This window comes from Psychrobacter pygoscelis (assembly GCF_004335015.1).
Classification (GTDB): Bacteria; Pseudomonadota; Gammaproteobacteria; order Pseudomonadales; family Moraxellaceae; genus Psychrobacter; species Psychrobacter pygoscelis.
Genome location: NZ_RQRU01000001.1, coordinates 921097 through 942126, shown reverse-complemented (window position 1 = coordinate 942126; position 21030 = coordinate 921097). Strand labels below are relative to the sequence as shown.

Below are 21030 nucleotides of genomic sequence, written 5' to 3'. Positions count from 1 at the left end.
AATTCCTGACTGGATTAACCATAGCGGCTTAGTCTTTTCGCGAGGTCTCAAAGTCGGCAAGCATAGTATCAATAAGTGCGTCTTTTTGTTGCCAGATGTCATCTAGCCAAGCAAACATTGCCGCCTTAGTTTGGGCATCCTTTTGATAGCCGCCTTCGATAATAGCTGCGAATAAATCATTGGGCATGTCGATATGCCGGACATCAACCCCGAGCCGAGTAATGTCACCTTTCCATAAATCTGTATATTCAGGCTTGCCATCTGGATAGACGATAGTCATGTCTAAAATACCATCAATCTGCGAGCCTAGCGCGCTAATAGCAAGGGACAGTCCACCCGCCTTAGGTCTTAACAGATGCTTGTAAGGAGAGTCTTGCTTGGCTTTTTTTTCAGGGGTGAAGCGCGTGCCTTCTAGGTAATTAAGCAAGGTAAAGGGCTTATCTTTTAATAGCTCACAGGCTCTCTTGGCTTCCAATATATCTTGGTCTTTAAGCGCTGGATTTTTGGCGATGGCTTCCTTTGAATGGCGCTTCATCATGGGGAAGTCTAAGAAATAAAATGCCTGACCGACGACAGGAATATAGATGAGCTCATGCTTGGTAAAAAAGCGAGTTAATGGTAGACGGTCTTGACTGATGTATTGCACGATGCTGGTATCGACCCAAGACTGGTGGTTGCATACTAGCAAATACTGTCCATCTGGGCGAACATCATCAGGAAGGTGAATTCGCCAGTCCTTTTTGGGCAGTAGGTGATCAATCACGGCGTTATTGCTTCGAATCCAGTGGTCTGCGATTCGGATAATGGTCTCATCTGCAATCTTAGCTCCCGTCAGTACCTTAGTCGCACCCATAAGCCATAAGGGTAGTCCACCGCCCAAACTATTGACCGCAATAACACCAGTAGCTGCCCCAAAAGAGACAGCTTTCCCAAGTTTTGGGGTTTGATCATGAAGACGTTGAATGACTGAGGCAGCTCGCATAATATTCCTTACTTAGTTGTCATTTATTAGTATGGGTTCAAGCATTATAAGACTTAGTTCGAGCCTAAGCTTAGAGAAAAAAACTGTAGATATTGGTCGGTTAGGATAACCTACCAAAGCAGAGCTTTGGGATACATTATTTACTAGTGGCTACAATAATAAATTCAATAATAAATGACTAGGGTGATAAATGAATAGAGTGATAAATAACAGCCCCATTCGCGAACTGCTATCATTATATCAGTGAGCGACTGTAATGATAACTGTCTGTCTTCACCTCATTAAATATCTAAACTCATTCAAGATAAACTTAGAGTGTCAAATTTAGGCCTAAGTGTCATGTAGATTCAAAGTAGCTTTAAAAGCTAGCGAAGCTGGTTTATTTGATTTAAATCGATATCTTGAAGCTCAATACTCAGATTGGTCATCAAATGCAGAAACAGTATGGTCAATCCATTTTAGGCAAAGGCGCTAGAATAACTTGCGCCCGTCTCAGTCATCTTATGGTTTCTAGCCAGTAAATTTATAGCAGTTACTCTTTTACGTAGTAGTTTTAAATAGGAGTAACTATACCCAAAACTGACATTGCAGAACCGGTATCCAAAGATAGTGTTTAACTAATTAATGTTCAGTATAGGCGTAATAACTTACTTATTCGCTAATCTCATTACCGAAAAAGTCAACTAGGTGACTATTCATGCACTACTTATACATAGGTGTGACAAAATATTACACACAGATAGGTTGGGGTTGCGATAATAAAAATTAGTTCAACACTGTCATTTACTCAAAAAAAACAAAGCTCAAAAGATAAGCCAAAATCGTCTATAGCGCTCGCTTGAACCGAGTGTGAATTAGATTACTCTTTAGTGAACTATACTGTAATACGAGGAATATAATTATGCGTAACCAACTTATGATCGCTACATTGGCATCGGGTATGATGCTTGCAGGCTGTGCAACTGATCCTGCTACTGGTCAGCAACATATTAATAAAGCAGCTCTTGGCGCACTAGCGGGCGCGGCAGGTGGCGCTGCTATCTCTAAAGCAACAGGTGGCGACAAGACTGGTCGTGATGCGGCAATTGGTGCAGCTGTTGGCGGTGGTATTGGCTATTATATGGACCGTCAAGCCAAGCAGCTTCAGCAGCAAATGTCTGGCACAGGTGTAACCGTTCAGCAAAACCAACAAACGGGTAATATTGATCTTGTTATGCCAGGTAACATTACCTTTGCTTTTGACGATGCACGACTAAACCCATCTTTCATGCCTACGCTGGATCGTCTAGCGTCTACCATGATTGAATATAACCAAACTACAGTTAGTGTAGCAGGTCACACTGACAGCAAAGGTTCTGATGCCTATAACAGACAGCTATCTGGTGACCGTGCCAATGCGGTAGCAAATTATCTAATCTCTCGTGGTGTAGATAGAAGCCGTATCCGTACTGTAGCTTATGGCGAGTCTCAACCTATTGCTAGCAACAACACTGAAGCAGGTCGTCAGCAAAACCGCCGTGTTGAGCTTACAATCAACAGACCACAGAACGTAAACTAATATTAGTTACTTATTTGAAAGCAAAATATAGTGAATTAATAGATTACAGTATCGATTTATTTACTTATTATGCTCCCTTAATAATAGTAAATTTTAATGATTTGTTATTAGTTAAGGATCAATTAAACCACTGTTTTTGATAGTAAATTAAGAGCCAGCTAACTGCTGGCTTTTTTTTATTCAAAATTTAATTTGATAATCATTATCAATAACACTATAATTCCTAATTAATTGTAGATTTAGTTATATTTATTATTACAGAAGTTTTATTGTATAACTTTGATTATAGACAATATTGCTGGTAAAGATAGTCTTATCAGACTTATTAAATTTTATTATAGGATTCTTACGCATATGAACTTTACTATTTCAAAGAAAATTGTAAATAAAAGTCGATCTTTAAATACCTTACCCACGGCCTTAGTAATGGCTTTGGCTGCTACATTGACACTGTCTGGCTGTACAAAAAAATTAGATGAGACACCAGAGGAGACTGATGCTCAAGTGGTTGAGACTGAAGGTTCAGCTGAGCAAGCTGCTGCTGGAGCGACAAACGACGCTCATATCGACCGCTTACTGGTCAGCTATGCGGATATGGCACAGGCAAGTTATGAAGATGCTCTCGAGGGCGCGATAAAACTTGAATCGGCCATTGATACCTTTGTTGAAACGCCGACTGAAGCTAATTTAGAAGCCGCCAAAGCTGCCTATAAAGCCGCGCGTCAACCCTATTCTCAAACAGAAGTCTTCCGCTTTGATGAAGGCTTTGTCACTGCCAATGATAAACGCAACATCGGTAGTGTCGATGGTTGGGAAGGTCAGGTCAATGCTTGGCCACTAGACGAAGCATTAATCGATTATGTCAGTGCTGACTATCAAGGCGAGTATAACGCTAAAGATAATATTATCAATAGTGATAGCATTACTGTCGGTAGCATTCAGCAAGATACTAAAGAGATCACACCTGAGCTATTAGCTGAGATGAATGAAATCGGTGGTAGTGAAGCCAATGTCACCACAGGTTATCATGCTATTGAGTTCTTGCTTTGGGGCCAAGATACTAATGGTACGGGACCTGGCGCTGGTAACCGCCCAGTAAGTGACTATGCTACTGAAGATGGCAAATGTACTAGTGGCGACACTGTCAATAGTGGTACGACTATCTGTGAGCGCCGCGGTGAATATCTAAAAGCGGCTGCTGAGCTTTTGGTTAGCGACCTAAAAGATATGGTAGCTCAGTGGCAGCCTGATAGCAGTGACACGCTTCGTAGTGACTTGATGGCTCGTAAAGACAACAATGCTCTTCGTCAGATTATGTATCAGATGGGCAGCCTGTCATTAGGCGAGCTGGCATCAGAGCGCATGCAGGTGGCCTTCGTAACTGGTTCTACCGAAGATGAGCATGAGTGCTTTAGTGATTTGACGCATTTAAGCTATGCTAACAATGCTCGTGGTATCGACAATATCTTTAATGGTAGCTATAAGACAGTCGCTGGTCAGAGTGTAGGTGGCTACGGTCTTAAGCAGTACCTAATGGATACAGGTCATAAAGAAGCTGCTGATAAATTAGCGGGTGACTTCAAAAAGGTCGATGACAGCTTTAAGGTGATCGTGGATAAAGGCGAGAATGACGGTATTAAAGTGGATCAGATGATCGCTACCGCCGCTCAAGCTAGCAAGCAAAATATCTCAGCAGAAGAACAAAATGTACGCCGTGGTTGGATTGAAGAGGCTATCAATAGCCTAAAAGAAGCGACAGCTGGTATTGAGAATGCAGCTAATGCTGTGGGTATCGACAATCTAGACGCGGACGCTGGCTCACAGTTCTAATACTTATAGTGGTCAGAAGCCATAGTCATAAGCTGTGACTTATGTGGCTGGATAAAGGAGCTTTTAGGGTTACTTGTAGCAGCAAGCAATCTTTAAAGTTGAGCTTACCACAGTGACACTGATAGCAGCGACAAAGATATCAGGGCATTGATGGCAGCGACATTACGCTATCACTGTCTTTGTACTAGCTTCTTGATCCTAAATTATTAATTGAGTTAAATAAGACACACTGTCAGAGGTTACTGGCAGTGTGTCTTATACGTTTAAGTCATGGATAAGTAGAGTATAGGGCTTATATCCATAACCTAAGTAAGCGTATAATATATGTAATGAGTATCATTAATACTTAATATACTTAATTGGCAGCTTGGCTTTTAATAAGTAGCTGAAATTATCAGCTCTAACGTAGTCAGTAAAGTCAAAGTACTAATAAGCCTTTAAAGGAAGTGGTTATGAAGTTTAGTGGTAGATTTATGAAAGAAACTCAAGTAGGGTCAGGTGGGCAACAGTTTTTTTCGCCACTTATCCTAGGGAGTGCCATATTGCTACTTTCTGCCTGTCAGCCAGTCAATGATGATAATGCACCAGCTGCAGGGGATCAGGCCACAACCACTACGGCTGACAAGGGTGCTAAGACAAGCGGTGAAAACGCTCTTAATGCTCGTCAGCAAACCATTGAAGAGCTTGCTGAGGTGCCGTATCAGACACTTATTACCTTTGATCCCCGAGAAGTAAAGCAGGGCGGTGATACTGGCATCAGTATTACCAGTGCGGAGAGCTACTCCAAGCCGTCATCCAATATCTCGGCTTCGCGAAAAGGTAACTTCTTTATTGGTAATGCCTTTTTTAAACAGCCTTGGGTCGTTGCGCCTGCCAGTACCGATAGTCGTGATGGATTAGGACCATTATTCAATGTGGCTGCTTGTCAGTCCTGTCATATTAAAGATGGCCGTGGTCATGCTCCATTAAATGCTGAGGACGATGCAGACAGTCTACTGATCCGTCTAGCGATGCCTGCAACCACCCCTGAACAGCAGCAAAAACTACAAGCCTCCATGATTGAAAAGATTCCGCATGCAGTCTATGGTGGTCAGCTACAAGACCGTGGTATTCAAGGCGTGCCTGCAGAAGCTAAGATCGCGGTAAAGTGGTCTGATGTGCCGGTTACCTTTGCTGATGGTCATGTCGAAACCCTGCGCCGACCTACTTTTAATCTCACCAATCCAGGCTACGGTGAGTTTGATAAGGCGCTTATGGTGTCCCCAAGGGTAGCGCTACCCATGATTGGTCTAGGACTGCTTGAGCAAATCCCAGAACAAGCCATCAAGCGACAAGCAGATGAGACAGATAAAGATAACAATGACGTCTCAGGGAAGTACAACTGGGTATTAGACCCGCAGACGGGAAAGACAGCCTTAGGACGATTTGGCTGGAAAGCAGGGCAGACCAAGCTTATCACTCAAAACCAAAGCGCCTTTAATGAGGATATGGGACTGACGTCACGCATTCGACCTGTGGAGTCATGTACCAAAGCACAATCAGCCTGTCTAGAGGCATCTACAGGCGCGGATGACCAAGGGGATGGAGAGTCACCAGTCGAGGTGAGTAACGACGTCGCTAAATTCGTGGAATTTTATACCCGTAACTTGGCCGTACCTAATCGCCGTAACGCGGATGATCCGCAGGTACTAGCAGGAAAACGGCAGTTTTATGATATGGGCTGTATTCAATGTCATACGCCGCGCTATAAGCTACCGACTACAGATGATGACCGCTTAGAGCAGCATGGTCAGATTATCTATCCTTATACTGATATGCTGCTACACGATATGGGCGATGACTTAGCGGACAGAACGATCGCGGGTGAGCTGCCTCCCAAAGACGCTCAAGTTGAGTTTTTGGCCACCTCTTATGAATGGCGAACCCCTGCACTTTGGGGGATTGGTCTGGCGCAAACTGTAGACCCACAAGCGACCTTCTTGCATGATGGTAGAGCGCGCACCCCTATGGAAGCCGTATTGTGGCATGGTGGTGAGGCTGAGGCGCAAAAGCAAAAGGTACTCAAGCTTGACAAAAAAGGCCGCGAAGCCTTGACGGCATTTTTACAATCTTTGTAACCGTCGCAACCTATAATGCATGAATGACAAGAAGGTAGCGACTGTTCCTGCGTGCGCTCGCTGCCAATTATTCTAATAAGATATAATGCTTTATCTTTTATATTAAATGAGTCATTGTTATCCCTATTATTAAATAATTTTAATTATGAGACACTTATGAAAAAACATCATGCTATTGCCATGGTACTGTCAGCCATTAGTGCAGGCGTACTGATTAGTTGTACTAAGCCTAGTGACGAGCCTAACAGTGCTGACACTGAGCCTACTCAGAGTGAAGCCAGTAGTACTGAGCCCACTACACCTGCTCAATCAGCGACCAATACCGCTGAATCGACCAATACCGCTGCTACGCCTAGTACAAGCGCCACAGGAACGGGCACTGCTGTGACAGTCTCAGCAGAGACACAACAGACTTATCTCACCCACGTAGCAAATGACCTCATCATTCCAGCTTATCATGATGCGATAGTGCAAAGTGATATGCTCAATACCTTGGCTAAGAAGCATTGTGCCGCTGGCTCTGTTCAAGGTACGCCGCTCAAGGAGCTACGAGGGCAGTGGATCAAGTTGGCTCAAGCTTGGGCCAGTGCTGAGATGATCAACTTCGGTCCTGCTACCCAAAGCATGAGTAACCTCTATATTAACTACTATCCTGATGAGCGTGGTCTGGTACATAATGGAGTAGCAGACTTAATTAGTGCCAATCCTAATCTTACATCCGATCAGCTGGCGCAAGAGAGTGCTATTGTCCAAGGGGTACCAGGATTAGAAGAAGCCCTCTTTGCCAATGATAGCTTAAGTGCTAGTCAGTGTGCCTATGTCATTAGTGCTAGCGAAGCTCTGAGTATAAGACTAAAAAATATTGAAACAACATGGAAAGAGAATTCGGTAAGCTTACTGGCTATCGATAAAACCGCCAGCTCAGATCAAGGACTTAATCAGTGGGTAAACTCGCTACTGTCCTTGATAGAGACACTAAAATCAAGCGCTGTGGACCAGCCTCTAGGATTAACTGGTAATCCCAAAGGTCATGTGCCCGCTGCTACTGCTGGTCAAAGTCGCGCTATTATCAATGCCAAGATTGCTACCCTTAATAAAGCGCTGACTGACCCGGTGTTGACGGCTATCTTACAAGGTAACGATACTGGCAATGCCGTCGGAGATAAGCTATCGTCAGCACTGTCTGAGACCTCGACACTGCTAGCACAGATGCCAGACGATATTACTAAAGCAGATAAAGATACTCAGCAAAAGCTATACAACCATCTCACCGAAGTCACTCAAGTTATCAAGCGTGAGCTTATCCCAGCGCTGGGTATTCGCGTTGGCTTCAATAGTACCGATGGTGATTGATCCATGATTGAGCCAATCCGGCAGACGGCAAAGACACTCGCTTGGTCCTTACTAGGAACTACGACCCTTGTCGCTGCCCATCATCAATACAGACGGCAATCACAAAAAGACGCTAAGCTTATGGATTATGCCATAGGGGTAAGAGGCGAGCTGGTAGCATTGACTCAAGCTTGTCAGGCTGGGCTTCAGGCTTTCAAGCAGTCTTATGCGGCGCCGGCAACTAATAGCAGTCCAGAGGCTATCAAAAGTTGCAGCGCTGCGGTATCTTGTCCCTTCGATGGACAAGCTAGCCTTACTTCAGCTGCTCAGACAGGCAATAGTTTGAGTAGCGTTAGCTGGGTCAGTGGGGTTGCTGCCTTAGTCGATGGTGGTTATGGGGTGGTGGGGTTAGATCATGAGCGTAATATCGTCTGGCAGGCCCCCATGTCTGAGCGGGTTCATGATATTGTCGTTCAGCCCAGTATCGCTCCTACCGTGACTATCAATGAAGGCACACCTCATAGAGAGGTGGTGGTTATGGGCCGTAGACCAAGTGAGCATTTTTGGGTCTTAGACACGGCTACTGGTCAGATTCGACATTCGATCAGCGCTCAAGCTGACCGGCACTTTTATGGTCATGCTTGCTACAGCTTAGATGGTAGGCAGTTGTTTGTAACCGAGAATGATACACTGACGCTCGCCGGTAAAATTGGGGTTTATGATGCTCAGCAAAACTACCAAAAGGTCGCGGAGTTTGACTCTCATGGTATTGGGCCACATGAGCTGGTCATGCATCCTGATGGCGAGACGCTAATCATTGCTAATGGTGGTATCAAGACAGAAAAAGCCTCTCGAGAAGAGCTGAATCTTGAAAGTATGCGGCCCTCGCTGGTCTATCTCAACTGTCATGATGGTACGCTATTAGAGCAAATTGAGCCTGAGCATAATCAGATGAGCGTGCGCCACTTGGCGATTCATGACAATGGTATGGTGATGATTGGTATTCAATATCAAGGGCCGAAGCACGATAATGTACCTTTAGTTTTAACCCATAGCCGCGGCGACTCAAGCTTTACTGCTCTACAGGTGCCAAAAGCTCAGTGGCATTGCTTTCACCAATATATCGCTAGTGTCGCCATCGATTCAGCGCATAACCTTTTATGTGCAACCAGTCCTATTGGCGGTTGTGCGGCTGTATTTGACCTGACGACGCGTACCTTGATAGACATTACTGATTTACCTGACTGCGCTGGTGCTGCGGTAATTAATACCGCAGTAAGCACCGATGCAGGATTTATCGTGAGCGATGGTCAAGGTAGCATTACCTCATTACTGGTTAAACCTGAGTCGGCTAACTCAGTCAAAGACACGGCAGCTTGTAGTAAAAATAGTCGCGAGGATCAATCAGCCAATAGCACTTGGCAAGTCTTTATCAAGTCGGTCTATCATAAGATGTCCTTTGATAATCATCTGCAAGCGCTTTAAGCCGCTATATGTCTTGTCCATACGCCTGTACCTATATGCCTAAGCCCATATACCTACAAAAAATATCCTGCCTATGCTAAAACCTCATCATCGTGAAGCGCACCACTCACTAATTTATCAGCCTCTTCACGAGCAATTAGCCGCTGCAGGGATCAGGCTACAAGTTAGACATAAGCGGGTTAAAAATATTAACTTCCGCCTAAAACCCAACCTTTTGGCTGTCTCAGCACCCTCTAAACTAAGCTCGCAAAAAGTAGCAGCCGCTATTACTCAGCGCTTAGAGTGGGTACTGACTCAGCATCCTAAAATAGTGGCGGCGCATCACTCTCGCGATCAATATCAAAGGTCTGAAACTGTCAGGCTTTGGGGCAAAGAGCAGTCCATTACTATGGAAGAGGCGCAGCGCCTTGAGTGGTATCGGCAAGAGCTATCACAAGTTATGCCTTCTTTATTTGCCAAATGGCAGCCTATTGTTGGACAGTGGGCGAGCGAGCAGCGTATTAAAAAGATGAGTACGCGTTGGGGCAGCTGTAATGTCAAGGCACGGCGCGTCTGGTTGTCCGTCTATCTTCCAGCATTCCCCATCGACTGTACCGAATATGTCATTGTCCATGAGCTGTGCCATCTACATCATGCCAACCATAGCCCTGACTTTTGGCAAGCGGTGGCAAAGGTGATGCCCGACTATCGATACTGGCATGATATGCTGGCGGGTAAAGCTACGGCTAGTCAGAGACCAGCCAACATTGATTAATAATTAATACTGAGCATTAAGAATAGAGAGGTCTCATGGATGAGCTAAGCGGTAAAAGTGAACACTTTCACGCAAATGGCGTGATTAAGCGTGACATTAAAATAGACGCTGACTTCTGGCAGCAGCGCTATGCAGCAGGCGAGCTAAAGTGGGATATGGGTCAAGTGTCGCCACCGATAAAAGCCTATATCGATCAGCTTCCAGCGTCTGCCAAGTCACTTGATATTATGGTGGCAGGGGCAGGGAACGCCTATGAGGTCGGCTATTTGCATGAGCTAGACTTTGATCGAGTAACGGTGTTTGATATTGCTGCAGCGCCGCTCAATAATTTTGCCAATAGTCACCCTGATTTTCCTAAAGATCATCTGGTCTGTGCAGATTTCTTTAAGTTATCCTCTGAGCAGTATCAGTTTGATCTGGCTATTGAGCAGACCTTTTTTTGTGCGATTGAGCCGCAATGGCGAGTAGAATACGTTCGGCAGATGCATGCGCTGCTAAAGGCCAATGGTAAGCTGGTCGGGGTATTGTTCGATAGGGAGTTTTCGAGTATGACACCGCCATTTGGCGGCAGTGAAGCAGAGTATCGGGCGTTATTTGCACCGTATTTTGAGATTGAGGTCATGCAGCGCTGTTATAACTCGCATCCTGCACGGCAAGGTAGTGAGCTTTTTGTTATTCTGCGTGCAAAGCTGCTAGCTCTTGATTGATATTACCTCTAGCTTGCTGCTCAAGGCGCTCATAAAAATAGGGCGTCAAATACAGTCTTGGCTTGGCGAGCAGTCCTGCCAATACCGCAGTTCGCCCTGATTGGTAGAGGGCATCAGTCACATGATGATACTCTTGGCGTACCGCTTTAGCGTAGGCGTTATACTTAGACCATGAGGCACCAAGGATGCTCAAGTCCAAATCCAATAAGTAGGCTGCGTCACGGGCACGGTTATCAACCTCATCTAATTGATGAGATTCAGTCATTAATATAAGCGAACTAATTTGTTTAATTTGGTCAGCCGCTAAATAACCCGCAAGCTGGCGCGCAGCATGCTCAGCGCTTCTTAGCTCATTACTGTCCTGCTTGGGTTGAGGCTTTGGCTCGTAGATAACATCGTGATAAAACAATGCCAAAGCCACAATACTGGGCTGCTTAAGATCGTGCGCTACACAATCAAAGTGAGCAAACAAATAGTCTAAGTGCTCCAGCGAATGATAATAACGCTGCGGCTCCGTATAGCGCTGAGCAATGTCATTCCAGAGCCTCTCACTATCCTCGGTATAAATATCGATTGCTAGCGTGGTAAGGTGCGAGATGAACCGTGATCTGAGCGAGATTGGAGACACAGTAAGCGCAGATTGCCACCTATTTTTGTGCCAGATGTCCTCTTGCGACTCTGTCATTTCATCCCCTAGTCGTCGTTGCTTTTACGTCTCGCTAAGACAGATACATCTCACAGCTATGCTAGCTCTCTGGCGTACCTCTATCGCGGTCTCTATCAGCAATTAGTGCGTTCTTAAACACAGATCCTAATAAATTAACGTCGTCTACCCGCGCATAGTTTAAGCGAGTGACAAAGGCAATGCGCCGATGCGGCCCTTCTTCTGCCAAGGGGATGGCCGTAGCATTTTGATTCTGAAGATGCAGCTGATCAAGAGCCATTTCGGGAACTAATGTGGTGCCCATGCCCGCCAGAGCCATTTGAATAAGCGTATTTAGACTGGCGTCTGAGAAGTTAGATTTCATGGCATCTTTGTCAAAGTGACATACTGATAGTGCTTGATCGGTCAAGCAGTGACCTTCGCCTAACAGCATTAAGTTGGCGGTAGTAAGCTCATCGGCATCGATGGTGTCTAGCTTGGCATGAAAGTCATCACTAGGGAAAACGGCAAAGAAGTCTTCAGTCCAAAACTCAAAAGTATGTAGCCCTTCAACAGCATAAGGTAGGGCGATAACGGCGGTATCAATGTGACCGTAGCGGACTTGCTCAAGCAGGCGCTCAGTTTGATTTTCAACGATGGTCAAACGAAAGTCTGGATATTGTTGTTTAACAGCGGGCAATACCTTAGGCAGTAGATACGGTGCAATAGTCGGGATAATTCCCACCGTCATAGGATAGGCGAGCGGTGTCTGATGACTGTGCGCACGCGTGGTCAAATCATTCACTTCGGAGAACACACGCTGTGCTCGGGTCAGAATCTCATCACCGATAGGGGTAATCAGGACTTGTTTATTATTACGCTCAAATATCTGAGTATCGAGCTGTTTTTCAAGCTCGGCAATACCCAGACTTAAGGCAGATTGAGAGATATTACATTCTTCAGCGGCGCGTTTGAAGTGGCGATGTTTAGCCACTGCTAGCGCGAATTCTAATTGACGCAGAGTGATCATATGGGGTCTCTTAAAGGTAGGGCTTTGATGGTAAAGTCATATTATTAGTAGAGTAAACAAATATATAGTCTACTAACAACAAAAGTCTATGGCAAAAATAAGTGACGTTTTGATAACAATTAAAACGCATAACTAACAAAAACATCGATACTTCCTTGTTATATTGATTATCGAAATAAATATTAATTAAAGTGCCTTAATTTAAACGATGAATTTACTGTAAACGGTGGATGGTCGAGCAAGGCATTTACTGTATTGTTAGCAGTGGTGCTAAACGATAAGCTTTAGTTAGAAGCTAAATTTAAAAGCTAGGGCTATCTAAAAATTCAGCTTCATTATAGTCCGTCATAGTTGGTTTACAGCCTGATGACTATCATGGTCTATTTTTATCCTTACAGCGTTTATCAGGCAGATATTTATCAGGCAGTTATCTGGATAAATACAGAAGTGTTCAGACCATCTCTCCAGTTAACAGGTTTTAGAGTTAACAAGATGATCGTAGCTGTCTAATTAGTGACAATTAACTACTGAATATATTGGATAAATGAAGCGCCTTCTTCGCCAAACATAATGTGAATGCTATTTTATCAAGTTTTATAAAATAAATCATCAGATTAAAAACTTTTAATTAGATTAATTATGAGATTAGCGTATAGTGAGTCTTGTAAACCTATTAAGGATAAAACATCGTCATATCGCTGACATAGATGATTGTTAGACTAAGCGCTACAGATGTGATAGTTGATAAGTATATCCTTAACTACAGTTAAAACCCACTAAAAAGGAGCCAATCATGGCAGCTATTATTAATCAAGAAATCCCAGAATTTTCAACTGAAGCCTTTGTTAACGGTGAGTTCAAAACTATCACCTCAGAAGACGTAAAAGGCAGCTGGGCTATCTTTATGTTTTACCCACATGACTTCACGTTTGTTTGCCCAACTGAACTTGAAGACATGGCCAACCATTACGAAGAGCTAAAAGGCCTTGGCGTTGAAGTGTATGCGGTATCTACAGATACGCATTTCGTTCACAAAGCATGGCATGACTCTTCAGAAGCAATCGGTAAAGTAACTTACCCAATGCTTGGTGATGGTACTGGTAAAATCACTCGTGGCTTCAATATCATGATCGAAGAAGACAATGCTGCCCTTCGTGGCACTTTCTTAGTAGATCCAGATGGTCTTATCAAAGTTGCTGAGATTCATGACCTAGGTATTGGCCGTAGCGCTAAAGACATGGTTCGTAAAGTAAAAGCAGCTCAGTACGTTCGTGACAACGACGGCGAAGTTTGCCCAGCAGCTTGGGAACAAGGTAGCGCCACTCTTAAGCCAAGCCTTGACCTAGTAGGTAAAATCTAAGGTCTGCTTAGATTGATGATGAGCTGGCTGTATAATTAGCTAATAAGTTTTACCACTTGTTTTCTTTGTTAACAATCGGCCAATCACCATCGCTTCAAAAAGCCCCTATCAAATTGATAGGGGCTTTTTTGTCTTTCAGGCGTTCTAACTTGAGTAAAGTTAACGAGAAATAGGCTACATCGTGCTACACAACATGAACACATTGAAACTCAGTAAGGGTAACTATTGACCTTTAATATAACTATAAAAATCGATAACAGTAACACGCCACGTTTCATCAAACGTTCTACCAAATCTATCATACAAAAAGCGGATATTGGCTATTAATTATGTCGTAATTAGTGGGCAGTAGATTATAAAAATTATTATCACTAATGAGTGGAGATACCATCATGAGTAACGATGCTAAAAATGACAATACTAATCAAGACCAAGCATTCCCAGAACAAAGCCAAGACTTACCCGGATCGCAGCAAGAGCAAAGCCCCAAGCCTGACTGTCTGCCTAAAGATTATCAAGGCGGCAAGCTTGCCGGAAAGGTCGCGATCGTCACTGGCGCGGACAGTGGTATTGGTCAAGCCGTGGCTATATTGTTTGCCAAAGAAGGCGCGGATGTGGCAGTGGCCTATCTGAGCGAAAATGAAGACGCTAAAGAGACGCAAAAGCATATCGAATCGTATGGTCAGCGCTGCTTGCTCGTACCGTCTGATTTGAGCATTGAGGACAACTGTAAAGCACTGGTACAAAAGACCATCGATGAGTTTGGCAAGCTTGATATTTTGGTGAACAATGCGGGTAGGCAGGTTGAGCAGACTCGAATCGAAGATATCAGCACTGAGCAGCTCGATAAGACCTTTCGTACCAACTTTTATGCTTACTTTTGGCTCGCCAAATATGCCACGCCGCATCTAAAGGCGGGCAGTAGTGTTATCAATACAACATCGATCACGGCTTACCGCGGTAGTGACCATCTGATCGATTACGCGTCTACCAAAGGGGCAATTTTGGCCTTTACCCGATCTTTGGCCAATAACTTTACCAGTGAAGAGCGCGGTGTTCGCGTCAATGCGGTAGCCCCTGGCCCAATTTGGACACCATTAATCGTCGCCTCATTTACAGAAGAAGAAGTGGCAGAGTTTGGTCAAAACAGTCCGATGGGTAGGGCGGGTCAGCCGAATGAAGTGGCGCCTGCGTATGTCTATCTGGCAAGCGAAGATGCCAGCTACGTAACTGGTCAAGTTATCCATGTTAATGGTGGCGAGATAGTGGGCGGCTAGCATTTGTCGAAGCTAAGGCTTTAAGAGAACAATAGAATTTGAGAGTAACAGAAAAACCCCATTTGCTCAGGCTGATGGGGTTTTTGATGAAGGAGGTAATAACTAATAAGGGATAGCCAGATTAGTAGTACTAGGAGGCCTTATGGCTTTCTAAGATTCGATAAATCTCATCTTTTAATTGCAGTTTTCGGCGTTTTTTAACCTCAATTTCTTCATCTCGGCTGGCATGCTTAACCACATCATTTTCTAACTTGTCAATTTCGTTATCGAGTTCATTATGTTCGTCAAATAGCTTGGCAAAGTGGGCGTCGGATTGTTTTAAGTCGCTGATCAGATCACGGTGTTCATGAAACATAGCATAGTCCTTGTGGTTAAAATTAACGAGGGCAGGGCGTAATAGCTTGGCTTCCCTTTTATGATTGTATCTAACTCAGCAGCTTTTCTCCAATAAAATTGATAGGTTAAACAAGATACATACCATTGAGTTATAATATAATCTATCAATAAGAAATCCTATATCTATTTGTTTTATAAATCGTAGTGTTTGACATTCTCAGATTGAAGTTAATCGGTCAAAAACAGATAATAGCGTTATCAAATTCAGACACTTGTAAAAATCAAATAAGGAAAATTCTATGTTGGACCAAGGTTTATTAGACGCGGTAAAGAGCTATAGTGAAAAGATGACTCGTCCTGTCACTTTTGTCATTGGCAGTGGTGAGCACAGCAAACGTGCTGAGCTAGTGGATTTCTTGACTAAGGTCTCAGGTACTAGCGATAAGATTAACTTTAATGACGCTGATGTCGATGCCAGCTTACCTAGCCCAATTAGCTTTAAAGTCATGACCGAAGGCCGTGATACGGGTATCGTCTTTAGTGGCATCCCAGGCGGCCACGAGTTTACCTCGTTTATCTTAGCGATACTGCAAGCAGGTGGTCATACTCTAAAGCTTGATGAAGGCATTCAAAAGCTTGTTAAACGTTTTAATCAGCCCATGCAGTTTCAGACTTATGTATCGCTGTCTTGCCACAGCTGCCCAGACGTCGTGCAAGCGCTTAACCAATTTGCACTATTGAATGACGGCATTAGCAACGAGATGATTGATGGCGCGCTGTTCCAAGAGCAAGTTGAAGCCAATAATATCCAAGGCGTCCCAGCGGTATTCTTAAACGGTAAGCCATTTATCAATGGTAAAGTCGATACTGCACGTATCTTAGACAAGCTACAAGAGCAGTTCCCAGACTTGATGTCGGCACCAAACGAAGACGACGCAGATCAGCTTGAGCGTCAAGATGTGACCATCGTCGGTGGTGGCCCAGCAGGCGTCGCTGCGGCGATTTATACCGCTCGTAAAGGTCTAAAAGTGACCATCGTCGCTGACCGTATCGGTGGTCAGGTCAAAGACACGCAAGACATCGAGAACTTAATCTCTGTACCGCTAACCAATGGTACTGAGTTGTCTGCGAACTTTTACAAACATCTAAAAGAGTATGACATCACGCTAAAAGAGCACGTGAACGTCAGAGAGCTAACAGAAACTGACGACGAAAACTACGCGATTCACTTAAATACTGGTGAGACCTTTGAGAGCCGCAGTATCATCTTGGCGACCGGCGCGCAGTGGCGTAAGCTGAACGTCCCAGGCGAAGAAGAGAACATCGGTAATGGCGTGGCGTACTGCCCACATTGCGACGGTCCATTCTTTAAAGGCAAAGATGTCGCCGTCATCGGTGGGGGTAACTCAGGTATCGAGGCAGCGCTAGACTTAGCTGGCATCGTGAGTCACGTCACCGTCTTTGAGTTCGCTGACACGCTAAAAGCTGACCAAGTCTTGGTCAACAAAGCCAAGTCTAAAGACAACATCGATATCATTACCTCTGCTGCGACCAAAGAGATCAAAGCGACTGATGGTAAAGTAAGCTCAATCGTCTATGAAGATCGCGAGTCAGGCGAGACCAAAGAGCTAGATCTAGCTGCTGTATTCGTGCAGATTGGCCTTGTACCGAACTCTGACTTCATCAAAGGCTTCGTCGATGTCAACCGCTTTGGCGAGATCGAAATTGATGAGCGTTGCCACACCGACCGCAAAGGCATCTTTGCTTGTGGTGATGTAACTACCGTACCGTTCAAGCAGATTAACATTGCTATGGGCGAAGGCTCTAAAGCAGCACTATCAGCTTTTGAATACTTGGTTATGCAGTAAGAATTAAGTTTTAAACTTTAAGTCAATAAAAAAGCCATCTCATTAATTGAGGTGGCTTTTTCTGCTATAGTATTTAGCTATAAAGGATTTTGCAGTGAGTATAAAGATATGGGTAGTTCGAGTCAGCAGTACAGTGTTGAAGATTTAGCTAGGTTTATGAAAGACGCTAAAGATGCTGAGAAGCCCTATGTCTTTTTCACAGGCGCTGGATGTTCCGTCTCAGCAGGTATTCCTTTAGCGAGTAAAATAGTTGAAGAGCTTAATGATAGGTTTAGGCTAGAGCTAAAAGTCTTGGCTGAGGAAGAACGTAAAGATTATGGCAAATGTATGGAGTGTATTGAAGTCTCTAAGCGTCGAGATTACTTAAAAGATTATATTGATAAAGCAAAAATAAACTGGGCGCATATCGCCTTAGCTTGCTTAATGAAAGAAGGTTACATTAGACGTACCTTAACATTTAACTTCGATAATTTATTAGCAAGAAGTTGTGGTTTGCTTGGCTTATACCCTGCTACTTATGATTTTACTGCTTCAAATTTAAACCTGTATAACTTAATAGATGATCCTGCTATTGTTCATTTACATGGTCAAGGACACGGCTTTGTACAGCTGAACTCAGAATCAGAAACGCATGGTCATGCACCTCTACTTGAAGAGTTCGTTCGCCATACTCTAAATGAGTCGCCAACATTATTCATCGGCTATAGCGGTCTTAACGATGCTTTTTTTCCTCAAATTGAAACAGAGTTCGCTGGACAACACCGACTATTTTGGGTCGATATGAATCAAAATGCACCTACCCATTTGCAAAACTCTATTTTAGAGTCAAGGTTAGCGCACTATATCAGCTGTCATGAGGGTGGTTCAGATATTTTTCTTATCGAACTAGCTCAGGCTCTAGACTGTTTTCCGCCTACTATTTTTGCAAATCCTTATGAGCATTTAATTAATGAGTTAGAAGGTATAGCAAATTATCCGTCACGAAATAATGATATGTCTGTGAATGAAAAACACGATATGACTGCTGGACTTGCGAATGATACCCAAGATATTTTGTTAGAGACCAAAAAGCGGTTAAAAGAAGCTCAAAAAAGAGAGCAAGAAAACGATTCGAATATATTGCCTATCTTCTTACGAGGTGACTATGCGAGGGTAGTAGAAGTACTAGAAGCGAAACAAGATTTAGACGATGAGCAAAAATCATGGCTCGCTCGTGCATATTTTAATTTAGCCTTGAGTCAATCTGATAAGCGAGAAAAAATTAAATATTATGATTTAATTATTAATAAATTTGGTAATAGCAATGAGTTGGCATTACAAGAGCTAGTAGCCAAGGTAATGGTTAATAAGGCCGTATCATTAGGTCAGCTTGAAAAGACACAGGAAGCTATAGCCATTTATGATGCCATCATTGATAAATTTGGTAAGAGTAGTGAGTTAGCATTACAAGAGCCAGTAGCCAAAGCAATGGTTAATAAGGCAGTAACATTAGATCAGCTTGAAAAGACACAGGAAGCTACAGCCATTTATGATGCCATCATTAATAAATTCGGTAAGAGTAGTGAATTGGTATTACAAGAGCAAGTAGCCAAAGCAATGGTTAATAAAGCCGTATCATTAGGTGAGCTTGAAAAGACAGAGGAAGCTATAGCTGCCTATGATGCCATCATTGATAAATTTGGTAAGAGTAGTGAGTTAGCATTACAAGAGCGAGTAGCCAAGGTAATGGTTAATAAGGCAGTAACATTAGATCAGCTTGAAAAGACACAGGAAGCTATAGCCATTTATGATGCCATCATTGATAAATTCGGTAAGAGTAGTGAATTGGTATTACAAGAGCCAGTAGCCAAAGCAATGGTTAATAAAGCCGTATCATTAGGTGAGCATGAAAAAATAGAGGAAGAAATAGCCGTTTATGATGCCATCATTGATAAATTCGGTAAGAGTAGTGAGTTAGCATTACAAGAGCAAGTAGCCAAAGCAATGGTTAATAAAGCCGTATCATTAGGTGAGCTTGAAAAGACAGAGGAAGAAATAGCCGTTTATGATGCCATCATTGATAAATTCGGTAAGAGTAGTGAATTGGTATTACAAGAGCCAGTAGCCAAAGCAATGGTTAATAAAGCCGTATCATTAGGTGAGCATGAAAAAATAGAGGAAGCTATAGCTGCCTATGATGCCATCATTGATAAATTCGGTAAGAGTAGTGAGTTAGCATTACAAGAGCGAGTAGCCAAAGCAATGGTTAATAAAGCCGTATCATTAGGTGAGCTTGAAAAGACAGAGGAAGCTATAGCCATTTATGATGCCATCATTGATAAATTCGGTAAGAGTAGTGAGTTAGCATTACAAGAGCAAGTAGCCAAAGCAATGGTTAATAAAGCCGTATCATTAGGTGAGCTTGAAAAGACAGAGGAAGCTATAGCCATTTATGATGCCATCATTGATAAATTTGGTAAGAGTAGTGAGTTAGCATTACAAGAGCGAGTAGCCAAGGTAATGGTTAATAAGGCAGTAACATTAGATCAGCTTGAAAAGACACAGGAAGCTATAGCCATTTATGATGCCATCATTGATAAATTCGGTAAGAGTAGTGAGTTAGCATTACAAGAGCAAGTAGCCAAGGTAATGGTTTATAAAGCCGTATCATTAGGTGAGCTTGAAAAGACAGAGGAAGCTATAGCTGCCTATGATGCCATCATTGATAAATTTGGTAAGAGTAGTGAGTTAGCATTACAAGAACAGGTAGGTTACGCCTTAAATGGTCAGGGATATTATTATTTGTTAGAAGCTAAAAAACATTGGTCAGACCAGAAGTTGGTACAAAACTATTTAAGCCAAGCATATGATGTTTTATCTAAAGGATTAGAGAATATAGCAGATGATAACAAAGCAGTACTCATAGGCAATCTTGCTTATACAGAATTTTTGCAAGGGAAAATTTTCCAATCCGAGGAGCATTTAACTACGGCATTGAAATTAGGAGGTCAGGAACTGTATGATGGAACAATCGAAGACATAGCCCAGTTCCCTGTCCCTAAAGATGCTGACTTTAAAATCTTATTAGACAAGGTTTGGAATTCAATTAATCGCTGATATGATTACTGATGTATGAATTAGCCATCGAAGTTTGATGAAATCAACCCAACGCCCCAACCAAACTCAAAATCTCACCCGCCTCATCTTGCTCAATTCTTCGTACCTCCTGTAACGCCGCCTCACGCCAAGCCTGAACATGCGGATGGTTTAATATCGTCTCGCAGTACTGTTCAGTAGCAGCGGTAGGCAAGCTGGATATCTGAGGCTATAGCTTAGGTTTGCAATAATAAAAACGCCCATTTAAAAAAAATGGGCGTTAGTTTTAATACATTAAGCAACTTCAATTAGTCGTCCAACAAATCCATCTGCTTAGCCGCTTCATAAAGGCCGTTTGAGCGATTGCCGGTGCGGCAGAACATAAGAATTGGCTGCTCGGCTTCGTTAAAGTAGTCGGCAAACTCTTCGACGATAGGTTGAGTTAACGCATTACCGGCAAAAGAGATCTCCTTGTACGCAAGACCCGCTTGCTTGGCAGCGGCTTCAATCTCGCTGCTGGTTGGCTGGTTGGCATCTTCGCCATCTGGACGGTTGTTAATCACTGTCTTAAAGCCGTCATCAGCGATGGTTTGTAGTTGTTCTGGGGTAATTTGACCGGTAAAGCTAACTTGATGGCTCATTTTTTATTCCTTGGTATTAATGTAGAGTTTTAAAG

The 21030-nt window shown here is 43.3% G+C and carries 17 protein-coding genes; 11 read left to right on the top strand and 6 right to left on the bottom strand.

Annotated elements, in window-relative coordinates; genetic code table 11:
• Window positions 1–28: 28 nt before the first annotated feature.
• Window positions 29–982 carry an acyltransferase gene (locus tag EGV92_RS03705; RefSeq protein ID WP_131667841.1) on the bottom strand — a complete coding sequence of 318 codons (954 nt, stop codon included), beginning with the start codon at window positions 980–982 and terminating at the stop codon, window positions 29–31.
• A 901-nt stretch (window positions 983–1883) separates the two neighbouring features.
• Between EGV92_RS03705 and EGV92_RS03700 the strand changes: the two genes are divergently transcribed.
• The 7 genes from EGV92_RS03700 to EGV92_RS03670 all read left to right on the top strand — a co-directional run bounded on the left by EGV92_RS03700 (window position 1884) and on the right by EGV92_RS03670 (window position 10765).
• Complete coding sequence (locus tag EGV92_RS03700) at window positions 1884–2540, top strand: YiaD family glycine zipper/OmpA-like lipoprotein (RefSeq protein ID WP_131667840.1); 657 nt, start codon at window positions 1884–1886, stop codon at window positions 2538–2540.
• 354 nt (window positions 2541–2894) lie between these two features.
• Window positions 2895–4370 carry an imelysin family protein gene (locus tag EGV92_RS03695; protein WP_131667839.1) on the top strand — a complete coding sequence of 492 codons (1476 nt, stop codon included), beginning with the start codon at window positions 2895–2897 and terminating at the stop codon, window positions 4368–4370.
• A 452-nt stretch (window positions 4371–4822) separates the two neighbouring features.
• Complete coding sequence (locus EGV92_RS03690; protein ID WP_131667838.1) at window positions 4823–6487, top strand: di-heme oxidoreductase family protein; 1665 nt, start codon at window positions 4823–4825, stop codon at window positions 6485–6487.
• A 156-nt stretch (window positions 6488–6643) separates the two neighbouring features.
• Window positions 6644–7840, top strand: a complete 1197-nt coding sequence (locus EGV92_RS03685; protein WP_131667837.1) for an imelysin family protein — start codon at window positions 6644–6646, stop codon at window positions 7838–7840.
• A 3-nt stretch (window positions 7841–7843) separates the two neighbouring features.
• Window positions 7844–9304, top strand: coding sequence for a DUF1513 domain-containing protein (locus tag EGV92_RS03680; RefSeq protein WP_131667836.1), 1461 nt, complete (start codon window positions 7844–7846; stop codon window positions 9302–9304).
• A 73-nt stretch (window positions 9305–9377) separates the two neighbouring features.
• Entirely contained in the window at window positions 9378–10058 is a 681-nt protein-coding gene (locus tag EGV92_RS03675) for a M48 family metallopeptidase (RefSeq protein ID WP_131667835.1), read from the top strand.
• Between the two features lie 35 nt (window positions 10059–10093).
• Window positions 10094–10765 (top strand): methyltransferase domain-containing protein, encoded by a 672-nt coding sequence (locus EGV92_RS03670; protein ID WP_131667834.1) that lies wholly within the window; start codon window positions 10094–10096, stop codon window positions 10763–10765.
• Here the strand turns inward: EGV92_RS03670 and EGV92_RS03665 are convergent.
• A complete protein-coding gene (locus tag EGV92_RS03665; RefSeq protein ID WP_131667833.1) occupies window positions 10731–11450 on the bottom strand; it encodes an HD domain-containing protein in 720 nt (239 codons plus the stop codon). The genes EGV92_RS03670 and EGV92_RS03665 overlap by 35 nt on opposite strands.
• A gap of 61 nt (window positions 11451–11511) precedes the next feature.
• A complete protein-coding gene (locus tag EGV92_RS03660) occupies window positions 11512–12438 on the bottom strand; it encodes a hydrogen peroxide-inducible genes activator (RefSeq protein ID WP_131667832.1) in 927 nt (308 codons plus the stop codon).
• Between the two features lie 793 nt (window positions 12439–13231).
• Between EGV92_RS03660 and ahpC the strand changes: the two genes are divergently transcribed.
• A complete protein-coding gene (ahpC, locus tag EGV92_RS03655; protein WP_131667831.1) occupies window positions 13232–13798 on the top strand; it encodes an alkyl hydroperoxide reductase subunit C in 567 nt (188 codons plus the stop codon).
• Window positions 13799–14190: 392 nt separating this feature from the next.
• Window positions 14191–15075, top strand: a complete 885-nt coding sequence (locus EGV92_RS03650; RefSeq protein ID WP_131667830.1) for an SDR family oxidoreductase — start codon at window positions 14191–14193, stop codon at window positions 15073–15075.
• Between the two features lie 130 nt (window positions 15076–15205).
• Here the strand turns inward: EGV92_RS03650 and EGV92_RS03645 are convergent, their stop codons facing one another.
• Entirely contained in the window at window positions 15206–15430 is a 225-nt protein-coding gene (locus EGV92_RS03645) for an HP1242/YdcH family protein (RefSeq protein ID WP_131667829.1), read from the bottom strand.
• A gap of 280 nt (window positions 15431–15710) precedes the next feature.
• On the opposite strand from EGV92_RS03645, the gene ahpF reads away from it, so the two are divergent.
• Together ahpF and EGV92_RS03635 are read left to right on the top strand one after the other, a co-directional pair.
• Window positions 15711–17279 carry an alkyl hydroperoxide reductase subunit F gene (gene ahpF / locus EGV92_RS03640; RefSeq protein WP_131667828.1) on the top strand — a complete coding sequence of 523 codons (1569 nt, stop codon included), beginning with the start codon at window positions 15711–15713 and terminating at the stop codon, window positions 17277–17279.
• Between the two features lie 108 nt (window positions 17280–17387).
• Window positions 17388–20375: a tetratricopeptide repeat protein gene (locus EGV92_RS03635; RefSeq protein WP_165525556.1), complete on the top strand. Its 2988-nt coding sequence runs from the start codon at window positions 17388–17390 to the stop codon at window positions 20373–20375.
• Between the two features lie 43 nt (window positions 20376–20418).
• On the opposite strand, the gene EGV92_RS13885 is transcribed toward EGV92_RS03635, so the two are convergent.
• Both EGV92_RS13885 and EGV92_RS03630 read right to left on the bottom strand, forming a co-directional pair.
• Window positions 20419–20568, bottom strand: coding sequence for a hypothetical protein (locus tag EGV92_RS13885; RefSeq protein ID WP_165525555.1), 150 nt, complete (start codon window positions 20566–20568; stop codon window positions 20419–20421).
• Window positions 20569–20662: 94 nt separating this feature from the next.
• Window positions 20663–20995: a protein tyrosine phosphatase family protein gene (locus EGV92_RS03630; protein ID WP_131667826.1), complete on the bottom strand. Its 333-nt coding sequence runs from the start codon at window positions 20993–20995 to the stop codon at window positions 20663–20665.
• Window positions 20996–21030: the final 35 nt, after the last annotated feature.